Source organism: Desulfoplanes sp., assembly GCF_054921335.1.
The window spans coordinates 1-25,402 of record NZ_JBUDSQ010000040.1 but is presented as its reverse complement, the minus strand read 5'-3'; the positions used below and the strand labels follow the sequence as shown (position 1 = coordinate 25,402).

Genomic DNA, 25,402 nt, shown 5'->3' with positions numbered 1-25,402 from the left:
GAAAAAAAATAATGACGGGACACAGCCACGCACGGCCACCCCCGCCACTCCCATCCCCCCCGTCACTCCCCCCACGGCTACAGAAGGGCCATCCCCACAAACAGTATCCACCGTGCATGGAACGGTGCAGGAAGGTTGGCAATGGTGCATGGGAACCGCCTGTATGTTCGTTATGACCATTGCCGGGATTGTCTTGTTCAGAACCTATTGACCCCGTCATCCCATCCGGTGCTCAGCGGTGCTTACGCCATCCTTGGTGTCTGATCCCAAATTTTTTGATCTTGTAATTAAGGGCCCGGGGGCTGACCCCGAGTCGCTTGGCTGCATCCTTTTGCACCCAATTGTTTTCACGCAGTGCGGCCAGGATCATTTCGCGTTCCTGCTGGGCCAGCGAGCGGGTTCCACGGGTCTCCGCCGGTGGGACCGGGGACAGATCCGTCGGGACAATGGCCTGGGGATTTTCCGAAAGGACGATATTGCCCATACGGATACGTTCGGAATCTTCGAGGATCGCCGCCCGTTCGATGACATTTTTGAGCTGGCGAAGATTTCCAGGCCAGGTATACTCCATAAAGGCATCAAGGACCAAGGGATCGAAACCGGAAATCTTCTTTTTCAAGTCACGGACAACCTTGGTGAGCATATACTCGGACAGGGGAGGGATACACTCCTTGCGTTCGCGCAGGGGGGGAAGGTGGATGCGCAACACATTCAATCTGTAATACAGATCCTGTCGAAAATTTCCGCCACGGATCAATCCTTCGAGATCGCGGTTCGTCGCAGCGATAATACGAACATCCGAAATCACGGTCCTGTTCCCACCCAACCGTTCAAACCGCTTTTCCTCGAGCACACGTAGGAGTTTGGCCTGCAGCGACGGGACCATCTCACCGATTTCGTCCAGAAAAACCGTACCTCCATTCCCCTGTTCCAATCTTCCGACACGCATTTTTTCGGCCCCGGTGAACGCCCCTTTCTCATGGCCAAACAACTCGCTTTCAAGCAATGTTTCCGGTATATTGGCACAATTAATGGTTATGAACGAATGTTTTCTTCTCGTGCTGTTGAAGTGCACGGAACCGGACAAAAAACTTTTTCCGGTTCCGGTTTCTCCAGTCATGAGAATGGTCGCATCGGTGGCGGCGAATTTTTCAAGGGTACCAAGAACATTGCGCATAACAGGACTTTTTGCGATTATTTTACTGAAATCATAGACAAATCCTTGATCGTGCCTGAGATAATCGATCTCATCCCTGAGCTGTCTATGTTCAAAGGCCCGAGTGAGAACCAGGCGGATCTTTTCGCCGGATTCCGGAAGAACCACGAAATCAAAAGCCCCCTCCTTGACCGCGGCAACGATGATATCCGTCTGCGGCCGCTGACCAAGAACTACGATCGGCGTATGCCGTACCTGTGCCCGGACCTCCCGGAGCATCTCCAGATCACTGTGCCCACAGTCCTCGAAACACATGAGAACGACATCGTATCCATGTGTTTTCAAAGCCTTTAAACATCCCTTTATCGATCCGGGATAGTCCAGTACATGTTCGTTCCCCACCGCCTGCCGTAAAAAACCTTCCTGATGACGCATAGGGTCGATGACCAATACGCTCCCCATTTTCCCTCACTTTCCGATTGTCCCCGAAAACCATACACGCATACTCGGGATTATTCCGGCCCTGCCCAACCCCTCTCCACGGGCCAGGACCTTTCTGTAAAAATTCAATGCAAAAAACGGGCTCATATATGCTATTATAGGCCTTCGTCTTCCCTTCACTTACACTGCAGATTACGTCCTGGTAACCCCTGCCTGTAATCCTGTTGTACCCATACCCTCCGCACCGTCATTCCATCCCAACAGTTTTTTATTTCAAAAGCACATTATTCAAGCGTGTTAACAAAGACCTGCCATGCTGTTTTCAAACCACGTCACACAAATGGTCCAGACATTGCTTTTCCTGGTACCAGAAAAGGCAAACCATTCGAAAGACTGGGACGCAAAGCTACCGCCTACGTTCATCGAGAATACGGCAGTGGGGCTGCCGGGGCAGATCAGAAGCACAGGGCTGGCTGTATCTCCCGGGCAAACATCACTCAAGGAGGCAGTCATGTCATCACGTCAAACGCGACCCTTAGCCCTGGCCCTGGTCCTTTTTTGGGCCATTTTTGTAGTACATGTAGTGTCGGTCAAAGCGGCCACAGTAACCGTCAGCTGGAGCCCAAACAGCGAAGAAACCCTGGCCGGGTATCGTGTCCACTACGGGACCCGGAGTGCTGACTACCAGACCATCGATGACGTCGGCAACATCACGGATTACGCCATCGCCAACCTGAGCGAAGGAGAGACCTATTTCTTTGCCGCCACAGCCTATGATCTCTACGGCAATGAAAGCGGGTACTCAGAAGAGGTCAGCTACACGGTCCCAAAAAGCCAGATCACTGATCCGGAACCGACACCCGAACCGACACCACAGGGCGATTTCCGCATGGAAACCGGCGAGATAGCCGTGGATCACAATTGGACCACCGTCCGGTTGAACCAGCGTTTTTCCGATCCCATCGTCATCGCCAATCTCGTCGGTTTTGTGGGCGACCATCCCTCTGTTGTGCGTATCCACAATGTTGGCCCTTCAGGGTTCGACATCCGGGTTCAGGAATGGGACTATCTCGATGGCATCCACAAGGTCGAGCAGATCGGCTATGTGGTCCTCGAAAGGGGCACGCATACATTGTCAGACGGAACCACGGTCCTTGCCGACAGCTTCAGGACCGACCGTACGGACACGTTCGACAACGTGGACTTCCGCACCGAGCTCTCCTCCACACCGGTCGTGGTCACGAGCATCGTCACTGTTGAGGACGGTACGAGTGTGACTGGAAGACTTGAGAATGTTACCGGTCTCGGATTCGACTACATGATGCAGGAACAGGAGAGCGCCGACCAGGTCCACCAGGCTGAAACCGTCATGTATGTCGCCTGGGAAGAATCCCAAGGAAGCTGCGGGGATGTATCCTACGAGATAAAAAATTCCTACAACCTTTATGGCAACGGTTTCCAGACCCAGTACCTGGATACCCAATTCATGACACCACCGGTCTTTGTGGCCGACATGCAGACCTGCGTCGGGGACAATCCCTCCAACCTCAGGTATACCGACAAAACGAATGTTTCCGTCGACCTCCAGGTATACGAGGAGCAATCACAAGACGCCGAGATGGACCACTACAACGAGTCTATAGGCTACATGGCCTTTTCCGTAGGAATGGTAACCCTGGAAACGGATGGTTCCGACGGCTCGAGTAGTGATACCGACGGTACCGATGATCCCATGGACTCCGGAACGACCACCCCGGACGATGGCAACACACCGGAGGAGCCCGCGATAACCATGAATATGGAGCTGGGCACAGTGGACGTCGATCACGACTGGACACGGGTGGCCTTTGCAAAGACGTATACCGATCCTGTAGTCGTGGCCAGCGGCCTGTCCTATGCCGGGGACCATCCCTCGACCTTGCGCATCCGCAACGTCTCTGACCAGGGATTTGGAATCCGTGTCCAGGAATGGGATTATCTCGACGGACAGCACAAGGTGGAAAGGCTCGGATACATCGTCGCCGAACGGGGAACCCATATACTCCAGGACGGAACAATGATCAGCGCTGGAACACGGGATCTCGGATCAACGAACACCTTTGTCTCCATTGGCTACGCAGAATCCCTGCAGACGGTTCCCGTGGTCCTCGCTTGTATTACATCCTCGAATGACGATGCCGCCGTGGCAAGCCGAGTACAGAATGTCTCTGTCGACGGATTTGAAGCGGCCATGCAGGAACAAGAAAAAAGTGACCAAAGCCACGCGTTGGAAACCCTTTCCTATATCGCATGGGAACCTTCTTCTGGGACTATGGACCAAACCGGTTTCGAAGTCGGGACCACCGGCACCAATATCGACCAGACCTTCTCCTCCGTTGTCTTCGACACCGGCTTCACGGATCTTCCCGGTCTCGTCGCAGGAATGCAGACCACAGCGGGAGGCAACCCCTCCTCCCTGCGATTCGACAATCTGTCCACCAACAGCGTTGACATGATGATCGAGGAAGAACAATCCGCGGACCAGGAGATGGACCATCTCTACGAAAACATCGGCTACATTGTTTTCGAGGAATAATTCCGAAAAAAACATAGCCACACATAGACCAACACAGGGGCCGATCCGGGGAATGTTTCCCGGATCGGCCCCTGCCACGTGGGCACCCAGGGGAGGACTGTCTTGACATGATTCCCGGAAAAGCAGTTGCCGAAAGCGTTTCCATGGCCTACGGTCGTTACCGAAAACCATGCAGGATTGGCGTTATTGAGCATGGCGGGATCCAAACAAGAGCACGACCATCTTTGGGAGGTCACCATGAAAGAGGCGGTACTGTACGGAACACGCGAGGATGGAACCATCAGGTGCGGACTGTGCGCCCACCGCTGCATCATCAAAAACAACCAACGGGGACTCTGCGGCGTGCGGGAAAACCGGAACGGCATGCTCATGTCCATGGTCTACGGCAAAATCATTGCCGAACATGTCGATCCTATCGAAAAAAAACCACTCTTCCATTTTCTGCCTGGCTCCAAGGCATTCTCCATCGGAACCGTGGGGTGCAATTTTCATTGCAAACATTGCCAGAACGCGGACATTTCCCAGTTCCCCCAAGAACACGAAGGAGCCATTATCGGCAACAAACACACGCCCAAACAGATTGTAGACATGGCCCTTGAGACCGGCTGTTCGTCCATCGCCTACACCTATAACGAACCGACCGTATTCATGGAATTCGCCCATGACACGGCAGAATTGGCCGCCAAGCACGGCATAGGCAACGTCTTTGTCAGCAACGGCTACATGACCCACGAAGCCGCGGATTACATCTCCCCCCTTCTCGACGGCATCAATATCGACATCAAGGGATTTTCGGACGCCCTTTACAAAAAGGTATGCGGGGCCAGACTCTCTCCGGTTCTGGAGACGGTCAAAACAATGCACGCCGCCGGGGTCTGGGTGGAGGTGACCACATTGATCATCCCGGGACATAACGACAGTGGAGAAGAGTTGGGCCAGATCGCTGATTTTATTGTTTCGGTGGACCCCCACATTCCATGGCACGTGACCAGATTCCATCCGGCCTATCTTATGCTCGACGCCCCGCCCACTCCGGAAAAAACACTGAAAAAAGCCAAAGAGATCGGCATGTCGAAAGGCCTCTCGTACGTATACGAGGGAAATATTCCCGGAGCGGGGGATGAAAACACCTATTGTCCGGAATGTGGGGCCCTGTGTGTTGAAAGGTACGGCTTCGGGGTCGTCTCCAATAAAATAATCGGGGGAACCTGTCCCGAATGCAAGGCCCGGATCCATGGCGTGCTTCCATGAGGCCATCTCAAAGAGGGGATGGGAAATGACAACCGGCCGCCCGTGGACAAAAAAGGCTTGTTTCTTGGACAAAAAATCACTATCCGTGCCATGTTTCTCAATTCCATCCACGGAGTCAGCCATGCACGAACTTTCCATCGCCGAGGGATTAATGGGCATCATCAAGGAAGAGATGGCCAAAAACAATGTGACAAAATTGCTATCCATCAAAGTCATACATGGAGAGATCGCTTCGGTTGTTCCTGAGGCCCTGGACCTGGCATTCCAGGCCCTGACCGTGGACACCCCCATGGAGGGGGTCAGACTGGAGATGGAAGAGGTGCCCACGCGGGTCAGATGCCGGGAATGCAAGCACGAATTCTCCCCCAGTGAAGAGGATTTCTATATCATGACATGTCCGGAATGCGGCACGGAAATGGGGCACGAAATCCTCTCCGGCAAGGAATTGTATATCGAAAGCATCGAGGCCGAATAGCACCATTGGTGGACCTATCCTCCATCTGACAACCCTTCGGCAGCTCATGCCGAAACCAATGCAGCAAGGAGACCAGCGCACATGGAAATACCCGTCATCAGAAACATCCTCGAGGCCAACGACCGCATCTCGGACCAGTTGCGTAACATGTTCCGGCAAATGCATATATTGACCTTGAACCTCATGAGTTCCCCGGGGTCGGGTAAGACCACCCTTCTTGAGAAGACGCTCACGGACCTCAAGGAGGAATTCAAGATGGCGGTCATCGAGGGTGATGTCATGACCTCCAACGATGCCAAGCGGGTTGCCGCAACAGGGGCCCAGGCATTGCAAATAAACACCGACGGCGGATGCCATCTGGACAGTTCCATGGTCCTGCAGGCATGTAACCAACTCGATCTGGACGGTACGGACCTCTTGTTTGTCGAGAATGTCGGCAACCTCGTCTGTCCTGCGGAGTTCGAAGTGGGAGAGGACTACAAAATCACCATTCTCAGCGTTACCGAAGGCGATGACAAACCGGAAAAATATCCCCTTATGTTCGCCGAGTCCGAGGTCATGCTCCTGAACAAGATCGACCTGCTCCCCTACGTCGATTTCAGTCTGGAACGGGCCACCAAATTTGCGTGCCAGCTGAACAAGGACATCCAGGTTTTCCCCGTATCCGCACGCACTGGTGAGGGGATGGACGAATGGTACGCATGGCTCCGCAAGGCAGTCGCAGCAAAAAAGAGTAAATAGACCTCCCTCGGGGGGAGACCACCATGCACTTTCCCAGGGAACTACCGTGTGAGGCCATTCTGGACAGCATTGGCGATGGTGTTTTTACTGTCGATCTTGACTGGAATATCACCTACTTCAACACGGCAGCCTCCCGGATCACGCAGATATCTCCAAACGACGCCATGGGCAGGAAATGCTGGGAGGTGTTCAGGTCAAGCATATGTGACGGGGCATGCGCCCTTGGGCGGAGTCTGGAACAGAAAAAACCGATTGCCAATAAGTCCATCTTCATCATCCGTCCCGATGGCAAAAAAATCCCGGTCAGCATCAGTGCCGCGCCCCTCCATGCCCACGACGGAAAAATCATCGGCGGGGTCGAGACATTCAGGGATCTCAGTGCCATCGCGCTCATGCGCCGGACCATCAGCGACAAATATACTTTTGAAGACATTGTCGGGAAGAGCCGTGCGCTCAGCAAAATATTCGCCATCCTTCCCCAAATAGCGAAGAATCCGGCCACGGTCCTTCTTTCCGGGGAGTCCGGAACCGGCAAGGAGCTTTTTGCCAAGGCGATCCACAACTTGAGTTCCCAAAAATCGGGCCCGCTGATATCCGTCAATTGTGGTGCCCTCCCGGAAAACCTTCTGGAATCCGAACTTTTTGGTTACAAGGCCGGTGCGTTTACGGACGCGAAAAAGGATAAACCCGGTCGGTTTGAACTCGCCCGGGGCGGAACCATCTTTCTGGATGAAATAGGCGATCTTCCCCTTCCCATCCAGGTTAAACTCTTGCGCGTCCTTCAGGACAAGAGATTCGAGCCGCTGGGGGCGACCGAAAGCATACCCGCCGATGTCCGGATCATCGCTGCCACGAACAAGGATCTGATGAACGAGGTCAGGGCGGAACGTTTCCGTTTGGATCTCTACTACCGGCTCAACGTGGTCCAGCTGGATCTGCCCCCCCTGCGCGAGCGTCTCGAAGATCTTCCCCTGCTCATCGACCACTTCATCCAGCGGCTCAATCTACTCCAGAACAAGGACATAGAGGGAGTGTCCGAAGATGTCCTCGCCCTCTTGATGCGCTGCGACTTTCCCGGCAATATTCGGGAACTCGAAAACATCCTTGAATACGCCTTTATTCTCTGCTCTTCGGGGTTTATCCAGATGGAACACCTGCCGGAATATCTCCATCCCAAACAAGCGGTCGTGCCCGGAGAAACAGGAACATTTGTGCCCAAAACCCTGGAGGCAATCAAATGCCAAGCCGTATTGGAAACACTCGCACGCAACGATGGAAAAAAAATGCAAACCTGCCGGGAACTGGAGATTTCCAAAGACACCCTGCGGAGGATGCTCAAACGGTGTGGCAATCCATCCTGACTCCATTCTCCACAATACCAACCAGAAATACAAAAAGCCGGGACAGATAGTCCCGGCTTTTTGTATTTCGTTCCCAAAGAACCTTTGCCTCCCCGCTTTGCTGCAGGGCAGATTCATCCACGTTTGTTGACGAAACGGCTCGACATAGGGGTCACGGTAGCGGCATTGCGGTATCCCCCATACCGTTTGTTCTGGCTGCGGACACGGACAATCTCCTTTTTTAGAAGTCCTTGGAGCTCCCGTGCTTGACCGGTCAGGTGGCGTTGTTGGATCTGCAATCGCTCAAGTTTGTCCCTCAGGCCGCTGTCCGTGGAATACGCGGCAAACAGACGTTCCATAAGTCCCCTACGCTCCCGGGCCAGAGAATGGGCCCTTTCAAAATCCTTGTCCCGCAAACACCCCATCTCCCTTTCTCCCAGATCCATGGCTTGGGCAAAAATGTCCTCACTTGTTTGCATACAATGCTCCTTTTTCATCTCCACGCATTGCCAATCTCTCCATGCTCCGGCAGGGCTGTCAGCGGCGTGAAAAACGTGGCCGACTAACCAACCTTTGTCTCGAGATCCTTGATGACCGGGGTCCAACGTTCGACCACGGGCAAAAATTCGTATTCCAGGAGATCCGCAAGAAGAACCCAGTCTTCGTTTTCCTGGACTTCGATCATTTCGGACAACAGCTCCGAGAAAGCTTGCAGAACATCGCCCATTTCCTGATTGGACGATAACCCAAGTTCATCCTGCAGGGTAGCGACCATGCCTAGAAAATCCCGGGCCACCTCCAAAAGATCCTGATAGGTGTCGAGAGCCTCCAAATCTTCAGCCTGGCGGAACAGTCCTGCTATCTGTTCGGCCCCCTGGGCCATGAGAGGGACAACCTTGGCCATTTCACTGACAATGCTCCGGCCCATTTCCTGATTGGACACGGAAACAACTTCAACCTTGTCCAGTTCGTCGCTTTCGATATCTTCGGCCTGATGTGGGTAGATCTCGGAAAAAACCTCGTCGTTGATCAATACATCGGTGACGATCCGGTTCTGGAAATGTTCGTCCGCCGTGACCCTTTCGAGGAGTTCCTCGAGATTTTCAAAATTGTTCACCGAATATTCCGATTCCTGCCCATCAATAATAATCATCCACACATCCTCCTTGCCCCTGGGATAGATAGGGGGAATTTTTTGACGTTGTAGCCATGCTCAATCAAATATCATGCCACACGATATACATTGGCCCCACGAGCTGACCAACACCCACGGAAACAGGATCGCCACGAGGGTTCTTGCAGATAACGCGCGGCCCTTTTTGGCGTGTATCGTTTTTCTATCCGGTCTTTTCAGCACCGACAAACGCTATAAGGGATAGGACCAGTCGCTCGTATCGCCCCACCAGGGAAACAAGTTCTTCAAGATTTTCAGCCCCGCTATCCTGGGTTTGATAGGTCCACATAAGCCCCAGGATACCGAACCATTGGTTTTGTTCAAAGGTCGACTGTATCCGCTGCCAGGTAAACATGAACTTCTTGCGCATGGCTGCGGAGGGCATCCGTGCCAACAGGGTTGCCTGTTCCCGGAACAGGGTAAGGAGTCCGGCACATTGTTCAAGGGTGGTCACGATCTCCTCTCGGGCCACAGGGCTCAAGGGACAGGTTGGGAGCAGCGGGGGAACGGGACTCTCGTCAAGAAAATGACGATAGTGCCAACGCTGTACGCGGACCCAGGATGTCCTATCGCTGTGGTCATCGGTCAGGGAGACCAGATCCATCATACCCTCCTTAAGGACACTCTTCCACCCCCGCACTCCCTGGAACGGGGACATCCGCCAGACCCCGTCAGCCAGATAACCGTCAACCAGGTCGCTGACCACGTCGGGCGTAATAGCCCACCTGCATCCGTGATCGCGGAGGCAGGTGCTTGAAAATGAACACGGGTGACAATCCATGTCCGGTTCCAGACAAACAGAGTTCTCCAGATACGGCCCCGTATCCCAGGGCTGGGCCGTGGCGAGAAATATGGCCACGATGGGGATACCGAGACCGGCGGCCATGTGCATGGTTCCGGTATCATTGGTCACAAGCAATCTGGTTTGACAGAGCACTCCCGCAAGCTGGGCAAGATCGGTCCGCCCGACCATGTCTACCCGAGGAACGTGGGTCAGGGAGGCGTATTTTTCCGCAAGGTGTTTCTCGTTCCCAGCACCGACGATGACCGGACACAGTCCATGCTTCTTCCACACATGGTCTCCCAGCTTGACAAAGTGCTCCACGGGCCAACGACGGACATTCCGGCTGGCCCCCAACTGGAAGGCCACGAACCCCTTGGGATCAGGAGGGGATTGTTCCTCCAGCCGTTCGACACTCCAAGTAAGAATTCCCGGAGCAGGTTCCTTGAGCCGGGGCCTATCCCCCTTGCAGGTCAGATGGGCCACCCGGACCATGACGTCGACCAGGTTGAAGGGACTGCATCCCCTCAATCGCGAGGCGGCCTGGAGAAAATTGGCCCATGATGAGGAATATATACCAAACCCATGGTCATCGAGACCAAAACCGAGCTGTCCGGATGGCGAGTAGAGATGTCCCAGCAGCCGTGCGCTCAAACTCGGCGTCAGATTGACCACGTTGACCGGGCCACTCTCCGGGCCACGGCTCCCGATAAAGGAACAAAGGGCCTGGAGTGCCGTGGTCCATTGATTATCCAGTCCTGCCAAAATCCGTGCTCCCGGGAGCGGAAAAACACGGTCCACATCCAAGAGCAGCTCCGCCGCCTTGGCGAATTGTTCCAAGCAGACCAGAAGGACCTGGTCCCCCTTACGCTTGTACCCGCTGAGCACAGGCTGTGTCTGGATCAGATCACCGAACCGGGTCAGATTGATAACGAGTGTCGTACGCATTTGACCCCACTAGCCCATATTGAATTGCCTGACAATCTGGAGTATATACTATCGTTTTGTGATCGCGAGCCGGTTCATGCACCCCGCATATACCCAGCGATCACATTCCTACCACACCAACAATCGCCGCCAACAATACGGAGGATCTATGGCTCTTTTCACCAATCAGGAGGCTTTGGACTACCATTCCCAGGGACGCAAGGGAAAACTCGAGGTCATCCCCGTCAAACCCTGTGCGACCCAGAAACATCTCTCCCTGGCCTACACCCCCGGAGTCGCTCAAGCCTGCCTGGCCATCAAGAACGATCCTTCCGTCGCCTACGACTACACCAACAAGGGCAATCTCGTGGCCGTGGTCTCCAACGGCACGGCAGTGCTCGGACTCGGGAACATCGGCCCCATGGCCGGGAAACCGGTCATGGAGGGCAAGGGAGTGTTGTTCAAGGCCTTTGCCGATGTGGATGTCTACGACATCAACGTCAACCAACCCGACCCGGACAAGATCATCGAATTATGCACCATGCTCGAGCCCACCTTTGGCGGGATCAACCTCGAAGACATCAAGGCCCCGGAATGTTTTTACATCGAAGAAAAGCTCATCGAATCCCTGAACATTCCGGTCTTCCATGACGACCAGCACGGCACGGCCATCATTTCCGGCGCGGCCCTGGTCAACGCATTGGAAATAAGCGGCAAGAAGGCCGAGAACATCAAGGTCGTGGTTTCCGGGGCCGGGGCCGCTGCCATTGCCTGCGCCAAATTCTATCAGAGCCTCGGGGTGCAGAACAAAAATATCTACATGTACGATTCCCGGGGACTCATCTACGAGGGCCGTGGGGGCATGAATCCCTACAAGGCCATCTTCGCCCAGGACAAGGATTACGGGAGCATGGAAGAGGTCATCAGGGGCGCAGACCTGTTCCTGGGCGTCTCGGTCAAGGATATCCTCAGTCAGGACATGGTCAAATCCATGGCCGACCATCCCGTCATCTTCGCCATGGCCAATCCGGATCCCGAGATCACCTTCGACGCCGCCCGCGAGGCACGGCCCGACTGCATCATGGGCACGGGACGGTCCGATTATCCCAACCAGATCAACAATGTCTCGGGGTTCCCCTTCATCTTCAGAGGCGCCCTGGATGTTCGGGCATCCACAATCAACGAAGCAATGAAGATCGCAGCGGCCAAGGCTCTGGCCAAGCTGGCCAAGGAAGCAATCCCCCAGGAAGTCCTGGATGCCTACGGCATGGACTCCATGACCTACGGCCCGGACTACATCCTGCCCAAGCCCCTGGATCCCCGCCTCATCCTCCACGTGGCCCCGGCCGTGGCCCAGGCGGCCATCGACTCGGGCGTTGCCCGCATCTCCCTGGACATGGACGCCTATGTGGCGGAACTCGAGAAAAAGATGCACGCATCCCAGCAACGCATCGAAGCCGCCATTGCCAGCTATGATCTGGGGTTCTAAACCAGCTATCAATCATACTGACTCATCAAAAAAGCCGCCCATATGGGCGGCTTTTTTGACGCTGTTTCCTGTCTCCGTTCTCCGTTTCTCCCGTCTCCTGCTTTTGGGATCCTGTATCCTTAATCCTCGATCCTTCCCTACTCAACCAACGGCAACCCGCTATTCACCCACGCGGCCATGCCTCCGGCCAGACTGTGTACGTGCTCGAAACCCTGGCTCTGGAGATAGCTTGCCGCGATATTGCCCCGGTAGCCGACCCCGCAGGTGACAATGACTTCCTCGTCCTTGGGGATGTCCGGGACTTCCTTCAAAAGTTGGGGAAGCGGTAGATGCTCGGCTCCCTGAATGTGTCCGGATGCCCATTCCCCATCGGTGCGCACATCGAAGAAGTACTTGCCGTCTCCCTTTTCCAGCTTGGAATTGAGCTTGGCCGCGGAGATCTGCCAGAGCTGATCAATGGGATGACCCCCTTCCTGCCAGGCTGCAATGCCTCCATACAGATAACCGATGATATTGTCGTACCCGATACGGTGGAGCTGAACAGACATATCCTCGTAGGCCTTGGGATCCGTGACCACGAGGATGAGCTCCGAGGAGGGATCGATGACCATGCCGATCCAGTTGGCGGTCTGGTTGGCAAATCCGATATTGATGGAACCCGGAATATGCACGCCCCCGAAGGCGGCCGTGTCCCTGGTGTCCAGAACCACAGCTCCCTTGTCCACGAGATCCTTGACCTGCCGGGGGCTCATATCCGTGACCACGGGACACCGATCCAGCAGGGGAACCCCGGTCTTGTTGGTCTCGATGATATGATGGAAACTCTTGGGCCTCTCGGGAAACCCCTGTTTCATCTTCTTGGTGAATGCCTCTTCGGTGAGGGACAAAATGGGATTGCTCACCTTTTCGAACCCGATGGTCGAACTGGACTTGGAGCTCATCCCCTTGCCGCACAAAGAACCTTCACCATGGGCGGGAAAAACCTCCAGACTTGCCGGCAGTTTTCCGAGCTTGTTGTACAGGGAATTGTAGAGATTGTGGATCTGCTCGTCGATGAGCTCTTCACCGGCAAGGTCCGGGCGTCCGATATCCCCGACAAACAGACAGTCGCCAGTGAGCACGAACCAGGGTTCCTTGCTGCGCGACCGATCCGTGACCAGGATGGACATGGCATGGGGAGTGTGTCCCGGAGTTTTCATGAACTCGAGCCTGGCGCTCCCGAACTCCATGACCTGGCCCTCGTGCAGTACGGTATGCTCGAAGGTGACCGGGGAATCCTCCATGTAGCAGATTTCAGCCCCGGTGCGCGAACGCAGCTCCTGGTTCCCGCTGATATGATCGGCATGGATATGGGTCTCAAAGATATGGGTGATCTTCATGCCGTTTTCTCTGACAATGTCCAGATATTCCTGCACGTCCCGCTTGGGATCGACCACACAGGCAACCTGCGCCCGGGGGCAGCCGATGATGTAGGAGAGACATCCCATGCCCTTGACCGCAATCTGTTTGAAATACATACTTGTATCCTCCATGTTCAGCTTCAAGTGGCTGTTGATGTGACCGGCATGGTCCTGAAGACCAATGACCACTGACCGGATTTTGGTGCAAGCTTTTTATATTGTGTGCATTTTCAAGTCTTTTGGCAAGACCGATCCACACATCCATCAGCCAGCACAAAATAATTCCCGACAGTCCACCTTCTGACAAACGGAAACCACCATGCACGCATTGTTCGTCTCATGTCCCGTGGAAGCACTCATGCAGGGGCTGTATCAAGCCAGGACGACCCTGGAGGAACTGATCTCCCGAGGAGATTTCGGGATCGGTACCGTCAACCATCTCGACGGAGAACTGATCATCCATAAGGGAGAAACCTTCCGCGCCGACAGCTCCGGTACCATCCACAGCGTTCCCCCAAGCACAACGACCCCATTTGCCGCAGTCACCTTCTTTTCTCCCGATACTGAAGAATCCTTCACCTCTCCAGTACAGGAAACGGATTTCGATACTTTTCTCAAACAGCTCATCCCATCGGAAAACATGGTCTACGCCATCAGGATCCAGGGGGCGTTCTCCCTGGTCCATGCCCGGTCAGTGCCGGCCCAAAAAAATGGTCGCCCCCTGGTGGAAGTCACCCGCAGTCAATCCGAATTCACCTTTACCAATCTATCCGGTACCCTCGTGGGATTTTACACGCCGGAATTCATCAAATCCCTGGTGGTCCCCGGTTTCCACCTCCACTTCCTCTCCGAGGACAAAACAGTGGGCGGACATCTTCTTGGCTGCTCCATGATTTCCGGAACCGTGGCCATCCAGCACGTCCCGGAAATCTCGGTCGGCCTGCCCCTGACCCTGGATTTTCTGACAGCGGACCTCTCCCCGGATTTTTCCGAGGATATCCACGAGGCTGAACGAGCAAAGAAATAAGCGGTAGTGTTTCGGTCTTCCGACCCCAAAAAAATCCCGGACAACCAATTGGTTGTCCGGGATTTTTTTGCTTGGTTGCGGAGGTATTCCTAATGCGGTCAAGCCGCAGTTTTACGTGTTACGTTCAAGCGGTTGTAGAATTTTCTTGTTCTTTATGGCAGACTTTCACGAGTACGCTACTCAATGGCGTCCGGTCCCCGCTCTCCGGTTCGGATGCGGACCGCGTTGTCCACGGGGATGACGAAGATCTTGCCGTCGCCCACCTTGCCGGTTCGGGCGATCTCCTGGACCGCTCCAATGATCTCCTGGACCGCTCCAATGATCTCTTCGACCTGGCTGTCGTCCACGATGACGTCGATCTTGATCTTGGATACGAAATCCACCTGATATTCGGCGCCCCTGTACACTTCCTTGTGGCCCCGCTGCCGCACCGATGATCAGTGAAGGCATCACGCCCACGAATCCGGCCGCAGGGGTGATGGCAACCGGTCCGGCAACCGCTCCACTGGCCGCACCGAGGGTTGTCGGCTTGCCGCTGTGCTTCCATTCAATGAATATCCAGCCCAGTGTGGCTGCAGCCGCCGCGATCTGTGTGGTCACGAAGGCACTGGCTGGAATGATCTGTGGACCGGTTTTTGCTTATTTATCGACAACCATGACCCCTTCAGGTTGCGACAATGAGCAAACCCAATTTTATCCCAATCAATCCGGACCTCTACAGAGCACCGTCATCGGTGTCGGGAAACCGTCACCATCACGGGCAGACGTCGGACACGTCCTTTCAGGAACGATTCGAGCAGATCAAATCCCGAATGGATCTGAACATGGCCAATGTGCTGTTCGACACCGATCCACCGACCAAAACCTCGGGAACCGATCTCTTTTCCCAGACCCTCAACCTCGATGTTCTGGCCACCTTGTCCAAACTTTCCGGTCAGCGCTCCCTTGCCCAACCATCGTCGCTTCCACAGCTGAACCAATCTGTCCCGGACCATGTCCAGCCGACCACTCCGGACCCCATGCCTCCTTCCAACGATGCTGATGTCCGGGTCGACAGGCTGGCACAAAAAATCGTTACCAGACACGGCACCCCCGGCCCGGAATCCGCCGCATCACCCCCACGGGGCATGCTCTCGCGCCATTTCGAATCCGGCGAACAATGTGACGCCGTCGGCTATGACCGGCATGGCGGAACTTCCTACGGCACCTATCAGATTTCTTCCCGCCAGGGGACCATGGACCAGTTCATCGACTTTCTACGCAAAGAGATCCCCACCTGGGCCGAGCGTCTCGAGCAGGCAGGGCCGGCGGACACCGGAAGCACCCAAGGGGCCATGCCGAGTACCTGGCAGTCCATCGCCGGGGAAGAACCCGATCTGTTCGGCGAACTGCAGCACCGCTTCATCACCAAAACCCATTACCTGCCCGCCCTGGAGAAGATCCTCGAACGTACCGGGCTGGGAGAGAATCTTTTCTCGGCCCCGCTCCAGGAGGTGCTTTTTTCCACCGCGGTGCAGCACGGCCCCTCAGGAGCCGGCGACATCTTCACGCGTGCTCTGAAAAATCTCGACCCAGGTGATTCCACCCGAGTGACATCACGCCTCGTGGATCAGATCTACGCAATCAGAAAGACACAATTTTCCAGTTCCTCCAGCCAGGTTCAGTCTGCCGTCACCAACCGTCTGACACAGGAAGCGCTTCTGGCCCGAAATCTTCTTGATTCCATGCTCGGCTGATCAGCCTGTCGCTTCTTGTCCTTCCTATACCAATAGAATAGTGACAACCGTTACCGATTTTACAGCCCCCCCTCAAAGCAACTCTTGTACGATTGTACCGAGTGAGCTGCACTGTACACGAAGACATGGTAACGTGTACAAATATCTTCTTGTCTCCGCCCCAATGACCATGTAACAGTCTCGACCATATAGTTTCATTTTTCACAGCCCAAGGAGACACAAAGCCATGCACAAGACCGAACTCGTTGCCCTGCTCCAGGAAAAGACAGGCGGGTCTCCCGAGGAAACCCGCAAGACCGTCAACGCCATGATCGACATCATCACGGAAAGCCTGGCCGAAGGGGACAAGATCCTGCTCCCGGGCGTGGGCTCCATCAAGGTGGTGGACAAAACCGAGCACAAGGGACGACATCCCCAGACCGGAGAGGAGATCACCATCCCAGCCCACAAGACGGTCAAGTTCAGCCCGGGCAAATTCCTGCGGGAAACGGTCAAATCCCTGGATTTCATCACCCGAAACGTGTGATCCCCCTCTTTAAGCCGATCTCCTTCTTTGTTCCCCGGGGCGGGCCATGACGAACTGATAGTCGTTCACATGCCCGCTCCTGAACCCCTCCTCGCAACTCACCAGATAATAGAGCCATTTCCTGACGAACCTGTCGTCGAAACCGAGATCGCGGATCCGATCCAGGTTATCCTGAAACCGCTTTCTCCAGGCGACCAGCGTAGCTGCATAGTGCAGACCCAGACTCTCGGCGTGCATGATGTTCAGCCCTGTATGCCCGGTCAGAACCCGGGCGATGCGGGTCTGGGCCTCGTGCAGGGGTTCTTTTTTTTCAGGATCGGCAAACATGGCACAGGAATAGGTCATGGTGCATCTCGGTGATCATGCGGGAAAGGGAGGAAGAACCGAACTGAGGCCATGGCAGGGTGCAGGGCGGGACATCATCATTGACCCCAGATTCAATGGGGTCTATCCTTATTTGTCAATATACCATGACGGATCACGCTTTTCGTCGACCTTTCATTGCTCATCCCAACACCGGACATTGCCGACATGCAAACCTATTCCCCGCTTTTTTCGGATTTCTACCAATTGACCATGCTCGCCGGATACTTTGCCGAGGGTATCCATGACACCCCGGCCACCTTTGATCTCTATTTCCGCACCCCACCATTCCGTGGAAGTTATGCCGTCTTTGCCGGTCTCAAACCGGCCCTTGATTTTCTGGAAAACCTCACATTCGAAAAAGAGGACATTGCCTACCTACGCGATCTGGGAGAATTCAAGCCCGATTTTCTCGATTTTCTGAAAGATTTCCGTTTTAAAGGCAAAGTGACCGCCATACCCGAGGGAACATGCGTCTTTCCAAGGGAACCCCTTCTCACTGTCGAAGGAACCCTGGCGGAGACCCAATATGTCGAAACGGCCCTGCTCAATTTCATCAACTTCCAGACCCTGGTCGCCACCAAGGCCGCTCGAGTGGCTACTGCGGCCGGCAAAAAAACCGTCCTCGAGTTTGGACTGCGCAGGGCCCAGGGACCGGATGGCGGACTCAGCGTGGCCCGGGCCGCCTATATCGGGGGAATCAAGAGCACCAGCAACATCTGGGCGGGCAAGGATATGGGCATACCGGTCAAGGGCACCCACGCCCACAGCTGGGTAATGAGCTTTCCCGACGAACTGACCGCATTCAGGGCATACGCCCGGTGCTTTCCCCAAAACTGCATCCTGCTCATCGACACCTACGACACCCTGCAAAGCGGTCTGCCCAACGCCATCACCGTGGCCAAAGAAATGCGCGGAAGAGGTGAAGCGCTCAGGGGAATACGGCTGGATTCCGGCGACCTGGCCTATCTGAGCAAGGAAGTCCGCAAAACATTCGACGCGGCCGGATTCCCCGGAGTGCTCATCACGGCATCGAGCGACCTGGACGAATATGTCATCGATTCGGTCAACCGTGAAGGTGGATGCGTGGACATATGGGGGGTGGGGACACAGCTGGCCACCTGCGGTGGCGAGGGAGGGGGCGCTTTGGGCGGAGTGTACAAACTTGCCAGATGCAACGACGTTCCGAAATTAAAGATCACCAACGACCCCTCCAAGCTGACCCTGCCGGACCGCAAGAAGCTCTGGCGACTGACCAATCCCGACGGCAGCCTGTTCATGGATATCATATCACTAGAAGCTGAAATCCCGGGACCCGGCGACCGTGTCTACGACCCCACGGCACCACTCTTGCGAAGCAGGACTATTCCCGAGGGAGTCCGGATCGAATCCATAAGCAACATTGTCATGGAAAATGGGACCATAGTCAGGGACGAACCTGAACTTGCCACCCTGACCGACCGACGCGCCTCACAACTCGAACACCTTCCCGAGGGCTCCCTGCGCCTATTGAATCCCCATATCTACAAGGTGGCCATCACCAGAGGCCTCAACGAATTACGCACACAACTTTTGCAGGAACACCAAAAATGACCAACCTGTCCTGCATCCGCGCAGGCATTTTGATGAGAAAGGGGAAGCCTCTGGACGTACTGCCACAGGCTCCCCCTTTTTATACAGGGTGGACGGAATTCCGATTTATGCATATATCTTGTGCCAAGGGAGTTTGTTGTATACTTGGACGGATGTAAAAATGTCTGCGGCCCTGCATCTTCCGTACAGGCCGGGGAAGCGGGTCTCCCTGAAACTTTTTCACCCCGAGTCCCCACTCTACATGGATAGCCGTACTTGTGGGGAGTACTCCATCGACAACAAGGGCCGCATCCTCACCTTTTATCCTCTCCACTCCACAATCGCCTTCAGCACCCCTTCCATTTGCTCCAGAGCAAACCGCCCTTCCCGCTCATCAAGCGCTGCCACGCACGATTCGGGCACCCGAACCCGGTACCCCCGCATGACCGCATCGGCCGCTGTATAAAGGATACAGATATTGGTCACACAGCCGGTAAGGACCAATTCCTCCGCCCTCACCAGGCGCAGGATTTCGTCCAACCGTGTCCTGTAAAAGGCGGAATAGTGTTGTTTGGGGACAAAATGGTCCCCAGGCATGGGAGCGAGTTCGTCCACGACCCGGGCGCCGGAAGTTCCCCTGACCGCATGGGGCGGCCAGCCGAATTGGGTGAATTCCTTGTCGTCATGTTCGTGCTGGTCACAGAGGAACAGTACCGGATTGTCCCGCGTACGGAATTGATCGAGCCGCTGCCGGACGGCCGGGACGATCTCCCTCGCCATGGGGACATAGAGCGGACCTTCCTTTAGGACAAAATCATTGAGCATATCAATAATCAAGAGCGCTTGACGCATACCCTCCCCCATTGCGGTCCCCTGTGAGGGCACAGAGCCGTCCACGGGTTGTTACGGATTTTTCCACAGTGTAAAAAAAGAAGACATTTCCGGTTTTTCCGAACAGACTGCACCTTATAACCACCTGTAATCTTTTGACAGAACAACAAAACAAATTGGCATCCCACCTGCTAAGCATACGTGCAAAAACACCTATGGCATTGCCCAAAATCTCGTAGGGACGATTCCTGATCGTTCGTGTGTGCAGCCCCGCCCCGGTGGGAGGCACACACTCTTTGGCCTCCAGCATTTGTAACGCTTCTTTCTGCGACCGTGCTTATGCGAAAAAAGTACCAGCCCAAAACAAGTATTCTTCCCCTGCTCCTCTACCCAAACGAACCGGTTTCCATTATGCACGACACCCCGAAAATGCCTACCTTGGAACGGTCCCTCCGGATCACGAACAAATCCGGGCTCCACGCCCGGCCAGCGGCATTGATCGCCCAAACAGCCCAGCGCTTCAAGGCAAAGATATGGATCATTGCCCAGGATAAAAAGGCCGATGCAAAAAGTATCCTGGACATCCTCTGCCTGGCCGTTCCCCATGAATCGGCCATCACGATAAAGGTGTGCGGGCAGGACGCCACCGAGGCCATGGAATCGCTCAAGGGATTATTCGAAACCCCCTTTGACGAAATTTCGCAACAAGCGTAACGATGGTCCCAACCATATTTCCATAGAGGATCTGCGCAGGTCATGAAAAATGACCACGCTGGATCGGGGGTTCAGCAACCATCAGCAAGGAGGTATCTGGTATGTTTAGAAAATTTCTTCCGGAACTCAAGAAAAGTTCTCATGGAACCCAAAGGCCGACATCCATTGCCGACCTGATGGAAGACTTTTGGCGGAGTCCTTTTGAATTTCCGATGATGAGGGAAGCCCAATTCCCTGCCGTCGATGTGAGCGAGGATGACAAGAACATCACGGTCAAGGCGGAGATCCCGGGAATGGAACCCAAAGACGTGGACATCTCTCTGGAGAAAAATATGCTGGTCATCAAGGGGGAGAAAAAATTCGAAGAAGAGGAAAAAAAAGAGAACTACCAACGCATTGAGCGGAGCTACGGCTCCTTCTATCGGTCACTCCCACTGACTATGGAAATCAAGGAAGACAAGATCGAGGCCACATACGACAAGGGGATCCTGTCCATCACCCTGCCCAAGGCAGAACCCACCAAGGCCAAAAAAATTGAAATCCAGTCATGACCCCGGTGCCTGAAGCCCGAAAATAAAAACGGCCACAATGGTGGCCGTTTTTTCTATGGTGAGGTAAAAAAGCGGTACGTCTTCAAATTGGTGGTGATTTTGATAGCGCTATAGGAAATGGAGCATTCTCGGAGGGACGGGCCTGCGTGATGCTCCTGCAAAAAGTCAAAAATCGAGATCCAAGCTCAAAACCATATTTTGTAACAACCTGATTTTACCTAAACATTTCAACTTAAACCTTAACCCTGCCTGCAAAAATATTTTTTTTGCAGGCACATCCTGTGTGTCCGCCCTTTTCATGGGCAACATCTACCAATCAGATCGCCCGGGCTAGAAAGATGCCCGCAAATAGAAAAACAACTCCGAGCACGGTCTGACCAAGCACGTTGACTGCAGCCGGCAGCCATTGGGAATACCGGATGAGAGATGCCGTCTCAAAGGCATAGGTGGAAAAGGTAGTGAATGCCCCCATGAATCCGGTGAGCAGATAGGGTTTGAGCCCGGGCGGCAACACCATTCTCTCATCGATCAGGGTGACGATGAACCCGAACAGAAAGCATCCCAGGACGTTCACGAGTGCGGTCCCCAGCGGAAAGGACTGACCGGCCATCTCCTGAATGGCACCGGCCAGAAGATACCTGCTCAGTGCCCCGAGGCCACCAGCAAGGGCTATACACAACAATTTGATAAACACGGAATTCCTTACGTTCGCATGATGCGTTCCATGGCAGGCATCGGCCCGCACCCCAAGCAGGACGATCAACGCCCGCTAACGCCGTGCAAATGTAGTCAGGAGACACCATGTGTCAACAAACCTCTTGACGACCCATGGCCAGATTGTTAAACAAATTGAACAACGCAAAACACCGGGGCCTCCAATGCCGATCACACCACGTGCAACATCCTTTAAAACATCCGTGGACGGATTTCTCCAGCGAACCTTCACGGCAACGGGCATTGAGACCCAGATAGCCTTAGCGGCATTGCTTGGCGTGAACAGGGCGGCCATCAGCATGGCCAAGAAAAAGGGAAAAGTTCCGGAAAAATGGGCGCTCAAGCTGGCTGAACTCTACGGCCTGAATCCGCGCTGGCTTTTGGAGGGACGGGGAGACCGCTACATCCGGGGGGGGCCTGAAGAGGACTCCGTAGCCATCCCCAAGGTTGCCGCGAGACTCTGCGCCGGTGGCGGCTCCTTTGATACCGGATCAATGGTCAAGGACACCATGGTCTTTTCCGGATCATGGCTCAAAACCAGAGGCAACCCCAAGGACATGGTCCTCATGGACATTCTCGGTGACAGCATGGAACCCGAACTCAGAGACGGAGACACCGTGCTCATCGACCAGTCCCAGACACGCATGCACGCAGGGGCCATCTATGCCCTGGGCGTGGAAGACAGCCTGCTTGTCAAAAGGATCGAGCGCCATCCCGACACAATTGCCCTCGTCAGCACGAACCCGAGCTACACCCCGATTTTTCTTCAGGGGGACGAAACCGAAACCCTGCGCATCCTGGGCCGCATCCTCTGGGTCTGCCGGGAGTACCGGTAACCGAGAGACCGGCATATTGCCAAATGTCCTCATATCGTGGGGGAGGACCTATGTGTCCGCCCCTGCTTAAATTTTCCATCAAGTGCATCCGCAGAGTACCATGACCGCTCCAGAATCAATACTTTTCAGGGATTGAGCAGCAGACTTGGGCGCGCACACCGGTACGCCCCTGCAATTTCGACACTCAAGAACCGCCCCATAGATTTTCAATCCCGGCTGGACGCATCGTACCAACACCATTTCAGGCTTCTTGGCATATTTTTTTATATACACTGTTAAAATAACTTAACAATCTCTACCGAGGAGACTCCATGCAAAAGAGATTCTGTGAATGCGGTTACCTGTTTTGGGTCCAGTACATTCTCGAGAGCAACCTCTCCACTCCGCTCTTCTGGCCGAGCATCGGGGATATCAAGAGCATATCCACCTGCCCCCATTGCGGCCGCAGGCTGGATATCAATCAATTACGGTAATGTATCCCGAAATTTCCCGGAAAAAGTCCAAAAAAACAATTATGCCAAAAAACCATGTAGGGGCAATCCACGGATTGCCCGTTTTCACGAGCCCCAGGAGGCGAGAGACGACAAGGCGTTCGGGTCCAACCGGTACTTGCCTGTCTATCGGTCAATTATCCAATCGATAGCAGGGGAGCACGGAGCACCCTTTATCCGACATCCCTTGCAGCCAATTGCCCGCACCCGGCCATGATGGACCGCCCCTTGCTCCAGCGGATGCGGGTGTGCACGCCATGTTCGCGCAAATACCCGGCAAAGGCGAGCAGATCCTCGTCCTCAGGTGCCCCGAACCGGGCGTTACGTCCCGGGTTGTACCCAATAATATTCACCCGTACCGGCAGGTCCCGAATAAAGGCAAGCACTTCTTCGGCATGCGTTCTGCTCCCATTGAGTCCCTTGAAGACCACGTATTCAATAAAAAATTCTCGGCGGGGAGGCAGGGGAAAATCCTGCAAGGCCCGCTTGAGTTCGGCCAGGGCAAACCGCTTGTTCACTGGCATGATCTCAGAACGCAGCTCGTCGTTGGCCGCGTTCAGGGACACGGCTACACGAATGGTAGTCAGCCCGGCCCCGGCCAATCGGGCCAACCCGTCCACGCGCCCGGCCGTGGAAACGGTCATCCGTCGAAGCGCAATGTCCAGCCCCCGCTGGTCCTGCATGACCCGGATCGCCCGGACGACATTGTCAAAATTGTCCAGGGGTTCACCCATGCCCATGAAAACCACGTTGCGCACCGGATGCCCCAATACATGCCGGGCCCTCCAGACCTGGGCCACGATCTCTTCAACGGTGAGCTGACGCACGAATCCCATGGCCGCGGTCTCGCAGAAAACACACCCCTGCCGGCACCCCACCTGCGAAGATACACACACTGTGGAATACCCTTCCATGGGGATGATCACGGACTCGATGCGGGCACCGTCAACAAGGGTGGTCACGAACTTGATGGTCCCGCCTTCGTTCACAGTCTCGGCGATTTCCCCGCTTTCCTGCTCCAATGTGGCCTGCACCCTGTCCGCAAGATCCCCGGACCTTCCAAACGCGCCGATCCCGGACACGTCCTGTCGGCCGTGCTGCATGATATGCCGGTACAGGGCGTGTCCGTGATAGGCACCCTTGCCAAAACGCTGGCCAAGCTCATGGATGAGTCCGGCACAGGTCAATTCCAGGATAGGTATCGTCATCAATGCTCGTGGAGGGTCAATGGATAAACGTGATCATCATGCAGCAATTCCCGGTAAAAATAGTCATAAACGCAATAATTCCGGATAGATGAATAGGGGCAGATCACAAATCGCCCTGTTTTTTCGAGCCCCGGAAGAGGGGAAAAAACAAGGGATTGGTCATGGGGCTTACTGGGCCGGAATTTCCTGATCACCGTCCGATCGGGCAAGGTATCATTCTGCTGTTTCTTCCGGTTCATCGGCCATGGCCTTGATATCCTCGAAGCTGGGACCGTGTTCCGTCTTTCCAAAATGCGCGGTGAGATGTTTTTTATACTTGGCATCCATTTCCAAGGTATGCTTCTTGAGCCACATCAAAAGAAAGGCATCCATCTCCCTGGCAATGTTCAGCTTCCCCTGCACGAAATGCTCCTCGAAATCAAAGACCTTGCGGATAAAAAGATCGTGCTCTTTCTTGTGCTCAAAAAAATCCGGATATTTGCTACGCATCATGAACCGTTCTTCCGTGCTGAAGTGATTGAGAAAATAACTCCGCAGGCTGAGTATGGTCCCATAGATCCCGATTTTTTTGGAAGGCGTTGAAAGACAGTCGAATCCACTAAAATTGGACAAATTTTCATGGAACTGATTGACAATCTTGATGAGTTCCTTGTGCTGATTGTCTAGAACATCGATTCCTACCGAGTAGGCGTCCATCCAGACAAGGGCCGGCAGCTGTTTCTTCCGCGGTGTGCTCATTGTATAGACCTTTGAGAGATTGGTTCAATGCGACATAAGTATACGAGGAATCACTATTCCCAATCCCCCCGGGAGTAAAGCCGCCATTCTGTTCAGCCAGCAGATCCAACCCTGAAGAACTCCGTTTTTTTTTGCAAACATGCCCATCTCCTTGGAGCATAACCATTTTCAAATGGGAAGTTTTAAACCAGAACCACGTTGGAACACGGAGTTTTCAAAATGGATTGTGGATGTACGTCCAGGGCAACCAAATCGTAGGGGCACCCCTTGCGGGTGCCCAATCCAGGCAGCGTCCCAGAGGTGGGCTTCCTCGCCAAAAGGGCACCCGCAAGGGGTGCCCCTACG

General features: G+C 54.5%; 25 protein-coding genes, 2 pseudogenes and 1 riboswitch. Of the genes and pseudogenes, 15 read left to right on the top strand and 12 right to left on the bottom strand.

The window, feature by feature from the left end; translation table 11 throughout:
- The coding region (locus tag ACY692_RS09590; RefSeq protein ID WP_462325138.1) for a hypothetical protein at positions 1–211 on the top strand (211 nt) is incomplete at its 5' end.
- Positions 212–232: 21 nt separating this feature from the next.
- Here ACY692_RS09590 and ACY692_RS09585 read toward each other — a convergent pair.
- A complete protein-coding gene (locus tag ACY692_RS09585) occupies positions 233–1,618 on the bottom strand; it encodes a sigma 54-interacting transcriptional regulator (RefSeq protein ID WP_462325137.1) in 1,386 nt (461 codons plus the stop codon).
- 344 nt (positions 1,619–1,962) lie between these two features.
- Positions 1,963–2,047, top strand: a riboswitch (cyclic di-GMP riboswitch).
- A gap of 61 nt (positions 2,048–2,108) precedes the next feature.
- Between ACY692_RS09585 and ACY692_RS09580 the strand changes: the two genes are divergently transcribed.
- From ACY692_RS09580 to ACY692_RS09560, 5 genes are all read left to right on the top strand, one after another.
- On the top strand, positions 2,109–4,172 hold the full coding sequence (locus ACY692_RS09580) for a fibronectin type III domain-containing protein (protein WP_462325136.1): 2,064 nt from the start codon (positions 2,109–2,111) through the stop codon (positions 4,170–4,172).
- Between the two features lie 237 nt (positions 4,173–4,409).
- A complete protein-coding gene (gene amrS / locus ACY692_RS09575; protein ID WP_462325135.1) occupies positions 4,410–5,423 on the top strand; it encodes an AmmeMemoRadiSam system radical SAM enzyme in 1,014 nt (337 codons plus the stop codon).
- Positions 5,424–5,544: 121 nt separating this feature from the next.
- Positions 5,545–5,898, top strand: coding sequence for a hydrogenase maturation nickel metallochaperone HypA/HybF (locus tag ACY692_RS09570; RefSeq protein ID WP_462325134.1), 354 nt, complete (start codon positions 5,545–5,547; stop codon positions 5,896–5,898).
- A gap of 81 nt (positions 5,899–5,979) precedes the next feature.
- Positions 5,980–6,639 carry a hydrogenase nickel incorporation protein HypB gene (gene hypB, locus ACY692_RS09565; protein WP_462325133.1) on the top strand — a complete coding sequence of 220 codons (660 nt, stop codon included), beginning with the start codon at positions 5,980–5,982 and terminating at the stop codon, positions 6,637–6,639.
- 23 nt (positions 6,640–6,662) lie between these two features.
- The gene (locus ACY692_RS09560) at positions 6,663–8,000 is read left to right on the top strand and encodes a sigma-54 interaction domain-containing protein (protein WP_462325132.1); all 1,338 of its coding nucleotides are present in this window, start codon (positions 6,663–6,665) and stop codon (positions 7,998–8,000) included.
- Between the two features lie 113 nt (positions 8,001–8,113).
- On the opposite strand, the gene ACY692_RS09555 is transcribed toward ACY692_RS09560, so the two are convergent.
- The 3 genes from ACY692_RS09555 to ACY692_RS09545 form a co-directional block, all read right to left on the bottom strand.
- Positions 8,114–8,458, bottom strand: coding sequence for a hypothetical protein (locus ACY692_RS09555; protein WP_462325131.1), 345 nt, complete (start codon positions 8,456–8,458; stop codon positions 8,114–8,116).
- 83 nt (positions 8,459–8,541) lie between these two features.
- The gene (locus tag ACY692_RS09550) at positions 8,542–9,132 is read right to left on the bottom strand and encodes a hypothetical protein (protein ID WP_462325130.1); all 591 of its coding nucleotides are present in this window, start codon (positions 9,130–9,132) and stop codon (positions 8,542–8,544) included.
- A 184-nt stretch (positions 9,133–9,316) separates the two neighbouring features.
- Positions 9,317–10,882, bottom strand: coding sequence for a glycosyltransferase family 9 protein (locus ACY692_RS09545; RefSeq protein ID WP_462325129.1), 1,566 nt, complete (start codon positions 10,880–10,882; stop codon positions 9,317–9,319).
- A 148-nt stretch (positions 10,883–11,030) separates the two neighbouring features.
- On the opposite strand from ACY692_RS09545, the gene ACY692_RS09540 reads away from it, so the two are divergent.
- Complete coding sequence (locus tag ACY692_RS09540) at positions 11,031–12,350, top strand: malic enzyme-like NAD(P)-binding protein (RefSeq protein WP_462325128.1); 1,320 nt, start codon at positions 11,031–11,033, stop codon at positions 12,348–12,350.
- Between the two features lie 137 nt (positions 12,351–12,487).
- On the opposite strand, the gene ACY692_RS09535 is transcribed toward ACY692_RS09540, so the two are convergent.
- Complete coding sequence (locus ACY692_RS09535) at positions 12,488–13,867, bottom strand: MBL fold metallo-hydrolase (RefSeq protein ID WP_462325127.1); 1,380 nt, start codon at positions 13,865–13,867, stop codon at positions 12,488–12,490.
- A 202-nt stretch (positions 13,868–14,069) separates the two neighbouring features.
- Between ACY692_RS09535 and budA the strand changes: the two genes are divergently transcribed.
- A complete protein-coding gene (gene budA / locus ACY692_RS09530; protein ID WP_462325126.1) occupies positions 14,070–14,777 on the top strand; it encodes an acetolactate decarboxylase in 708 nt (235 codons plus the stop codon).
- Positions 14,778–14,953: 176 nt separating this feature from the next.
- On the opposite strand, the pseudogene ACY692_RS09525 reads toward budA, so the two are convergent.
- Together ACY692_RS09525 and ACY692_RS09520 are read right to left on the bottom strand one after the other, a co-directional pair.
- Positions 14,954–15,205, bottom strand: a pseudogene (locus ACY692_RS09525) (P-II family nitrogen regulator); the annotation flags it as partial.
- Positions 15,195–15,395 (bottom strand): annotated as a pseudogene (locus ACY692_RS09520) (ammonia channel protein); the annotation flags it as partial. The pseudogenes ACY692_RS09525 and ACY692_RS09520, both read right to left, overlap by 11 nt.
- 59 nt (positions 15,396–15,454) lie before the next feature.
- Between ACY692_RS09520 and ACY692_RS09515 the strand changes: the two are divergent.
- Positions 15,455–16,513 (top strand): VgrG-related protein, encoded by a 1,059-nt coding sequence (locus tag ACY692_RS09515; RefSeq protein WP_462325125.1) that lies wholly within the window; start codon positions 15,455–15,457, stop codon positions 16,511–16,513.
- Positions 16,514–16,739: 226 nt separating this feature from the next.
- Entirely contained in the window at positions 16,740–17,039 is a 300-nt protein-coding gene (locus ACY692_RS09510; protein WP_462325124.1) for an HU family DNA-binding protein, read from the top strand.
- A gap of 9 nt (positions 17,040–17,048) precedes the next feature.
- Here ACY692_RS09510 and ACY692_RS09505 read toward each other — a convergent pair whose 3' ends face one another.
- The gene (locus tag ACY692_RS09505) at positions 17,049–17,384 is read right to left on the bottom strand and encodes a class I SAM-dependent methyltransferase (protein WP_462325123.1); all 336 of its coding nucleotides are present in this window, start codon (positions 17,382–17,384) and stop codon (positions 17,049–17,051) included.
- A gap of 186 nt (positions 17,385–17,570) precedes the next feature.
- Here ACY692_RS09505 and ACY692_RS09500 point away from each other — a divergent pair, with 186 nt between their 5' ends.
- Positions 17,571–18,995, top strand: a complete 1,425-nt coding sequence (locus ACY692_RS09500; protein WP_462325122.1) for a nicotinate phosphoribosyltransferase — start codon at positions 17,571–17,573, stop codon at positions 18,993–18,995.
- Positions 18,996–19,295: 300 nt separating this feature from the next.
- Here the strand turns inward: ACY692_RS09500 and ACY692_RS09495 are convergent, their stop codons facing one another.
- Entirely contained in the window at positions 19,296–19,826 is a 531-nt protein-coding gene (locus ACY692_RS09495; RefSeq protein WP_462325121.1) for a cysteine hydrolase family protein, read from the bottom strand.
- 318 nt (positions 19,827–20,144) lie between these two features.
- Here ACY692_RS09495 and ACY692_RS09490 point away from each other — a divergent pair, with 318 nt between their 5' ends.
- Both ACY692_RS09490 and ACY692_RS09485 read left to right on the top strand, forming a co-directional pair.
- Complete coding sequence (locus ACY692_RS09490; protein WP_462325120.1) at positions 20,145–20,519, top strand: HPr family phosphocarrier protein; 375 nt, start codon at positions 20,145–20,147, stop codon at positions 20,517–20,519.
- A gap of 101 nt (positions 20,520–20,620) precedes the next feature.
- Positions 20,621–21,070: an Hsp20/alpha crystallin family protein gene (locus ACY692_RS09485; RefSeq protein ID WP_462325119.1), complete on the top strand. Its 450-nt coding sequence runs from the start codon at positions 20,621–20,623 to the stop codon at positions 21,068–21,070.
- Between the two features lie 316 nt (positions 21,071–21,386).
- On the opposite strand, the gene crcB is transcribed toward ACY692_RS09485, so the two are convergent.
- On the bottom strand, positions 21,387–21,764 hold the full coding sequence (crcB, locus tag ACY692_RS09480; protein WP_462325118.1) for a fluoride efflux transporter CrcB: 378 nt from the start codon (positions 21,762–21,764) through the stop codon (positions 21,387–21,389).
- Between the two features lie 184 nt (positions 21,765–21,948).
- Here crcB and ACY692_RS09475 point away from each other — a divergent pair, with 184 nt between their 5' ends.
- Together ACY692_RS09475 and ACY692_RS09470 are read left to right on the top strand one after the other, a co-directional pair.
- Positions 21,949–22,620 (top strand): LexA family transcriptional regulator, encoded by a 672-nt coding sequence (locus ACY692_RS09475; RefSeq protein ID WP_462325117.1) that lies wholly within the window; start codon positions 21,949–21,951, stop codon positions 22,618–22,620.
- Positions 22,621–22,931: 311 nt separating this feature from the next.
- Positions 22,932–23,093, top strand: a complete 162-nt coding sequence (locus ACY692_RS09470; protein WP_462325116.1) for a hypothetical protein — start codon at positions 22,932–22,934, stop codon at positions 23,091–23,093.
- 191 nt (positions 23,094–23,284) lie between these two features.
- Here the strand turns inward: ACY692_RS09470 and rlmN are convergent, their stop codons facing one another.
- On the bottom strand, positions 23,285–24,319 hold the full coding sequence (gene rlmN, locus ACY692_RS09465) for a 23S rRNA (adenine(2503)-C(2))-methyltransferase RlmN (RefSeq protein WP_462325115.1): 1,035 nt from the start codon (positions 24,317–24,319) through the stop codon (positions 23,285–23,287).
- Between the two features lie 213 nt (positions 24,320–24,532).
- On the bottom strand, positions 24,533–25,057 hold the full coding sequence (locus ACY692_RS09460; protein WP_462325114.1) for a bacteriohemerythrin: 525 nt from the start codon (positions 25,055–25,057) through the stop codon (positions 24,533–24,535).
- Positions 25,058–25,402: the final 345 nt, after the last annotated feature.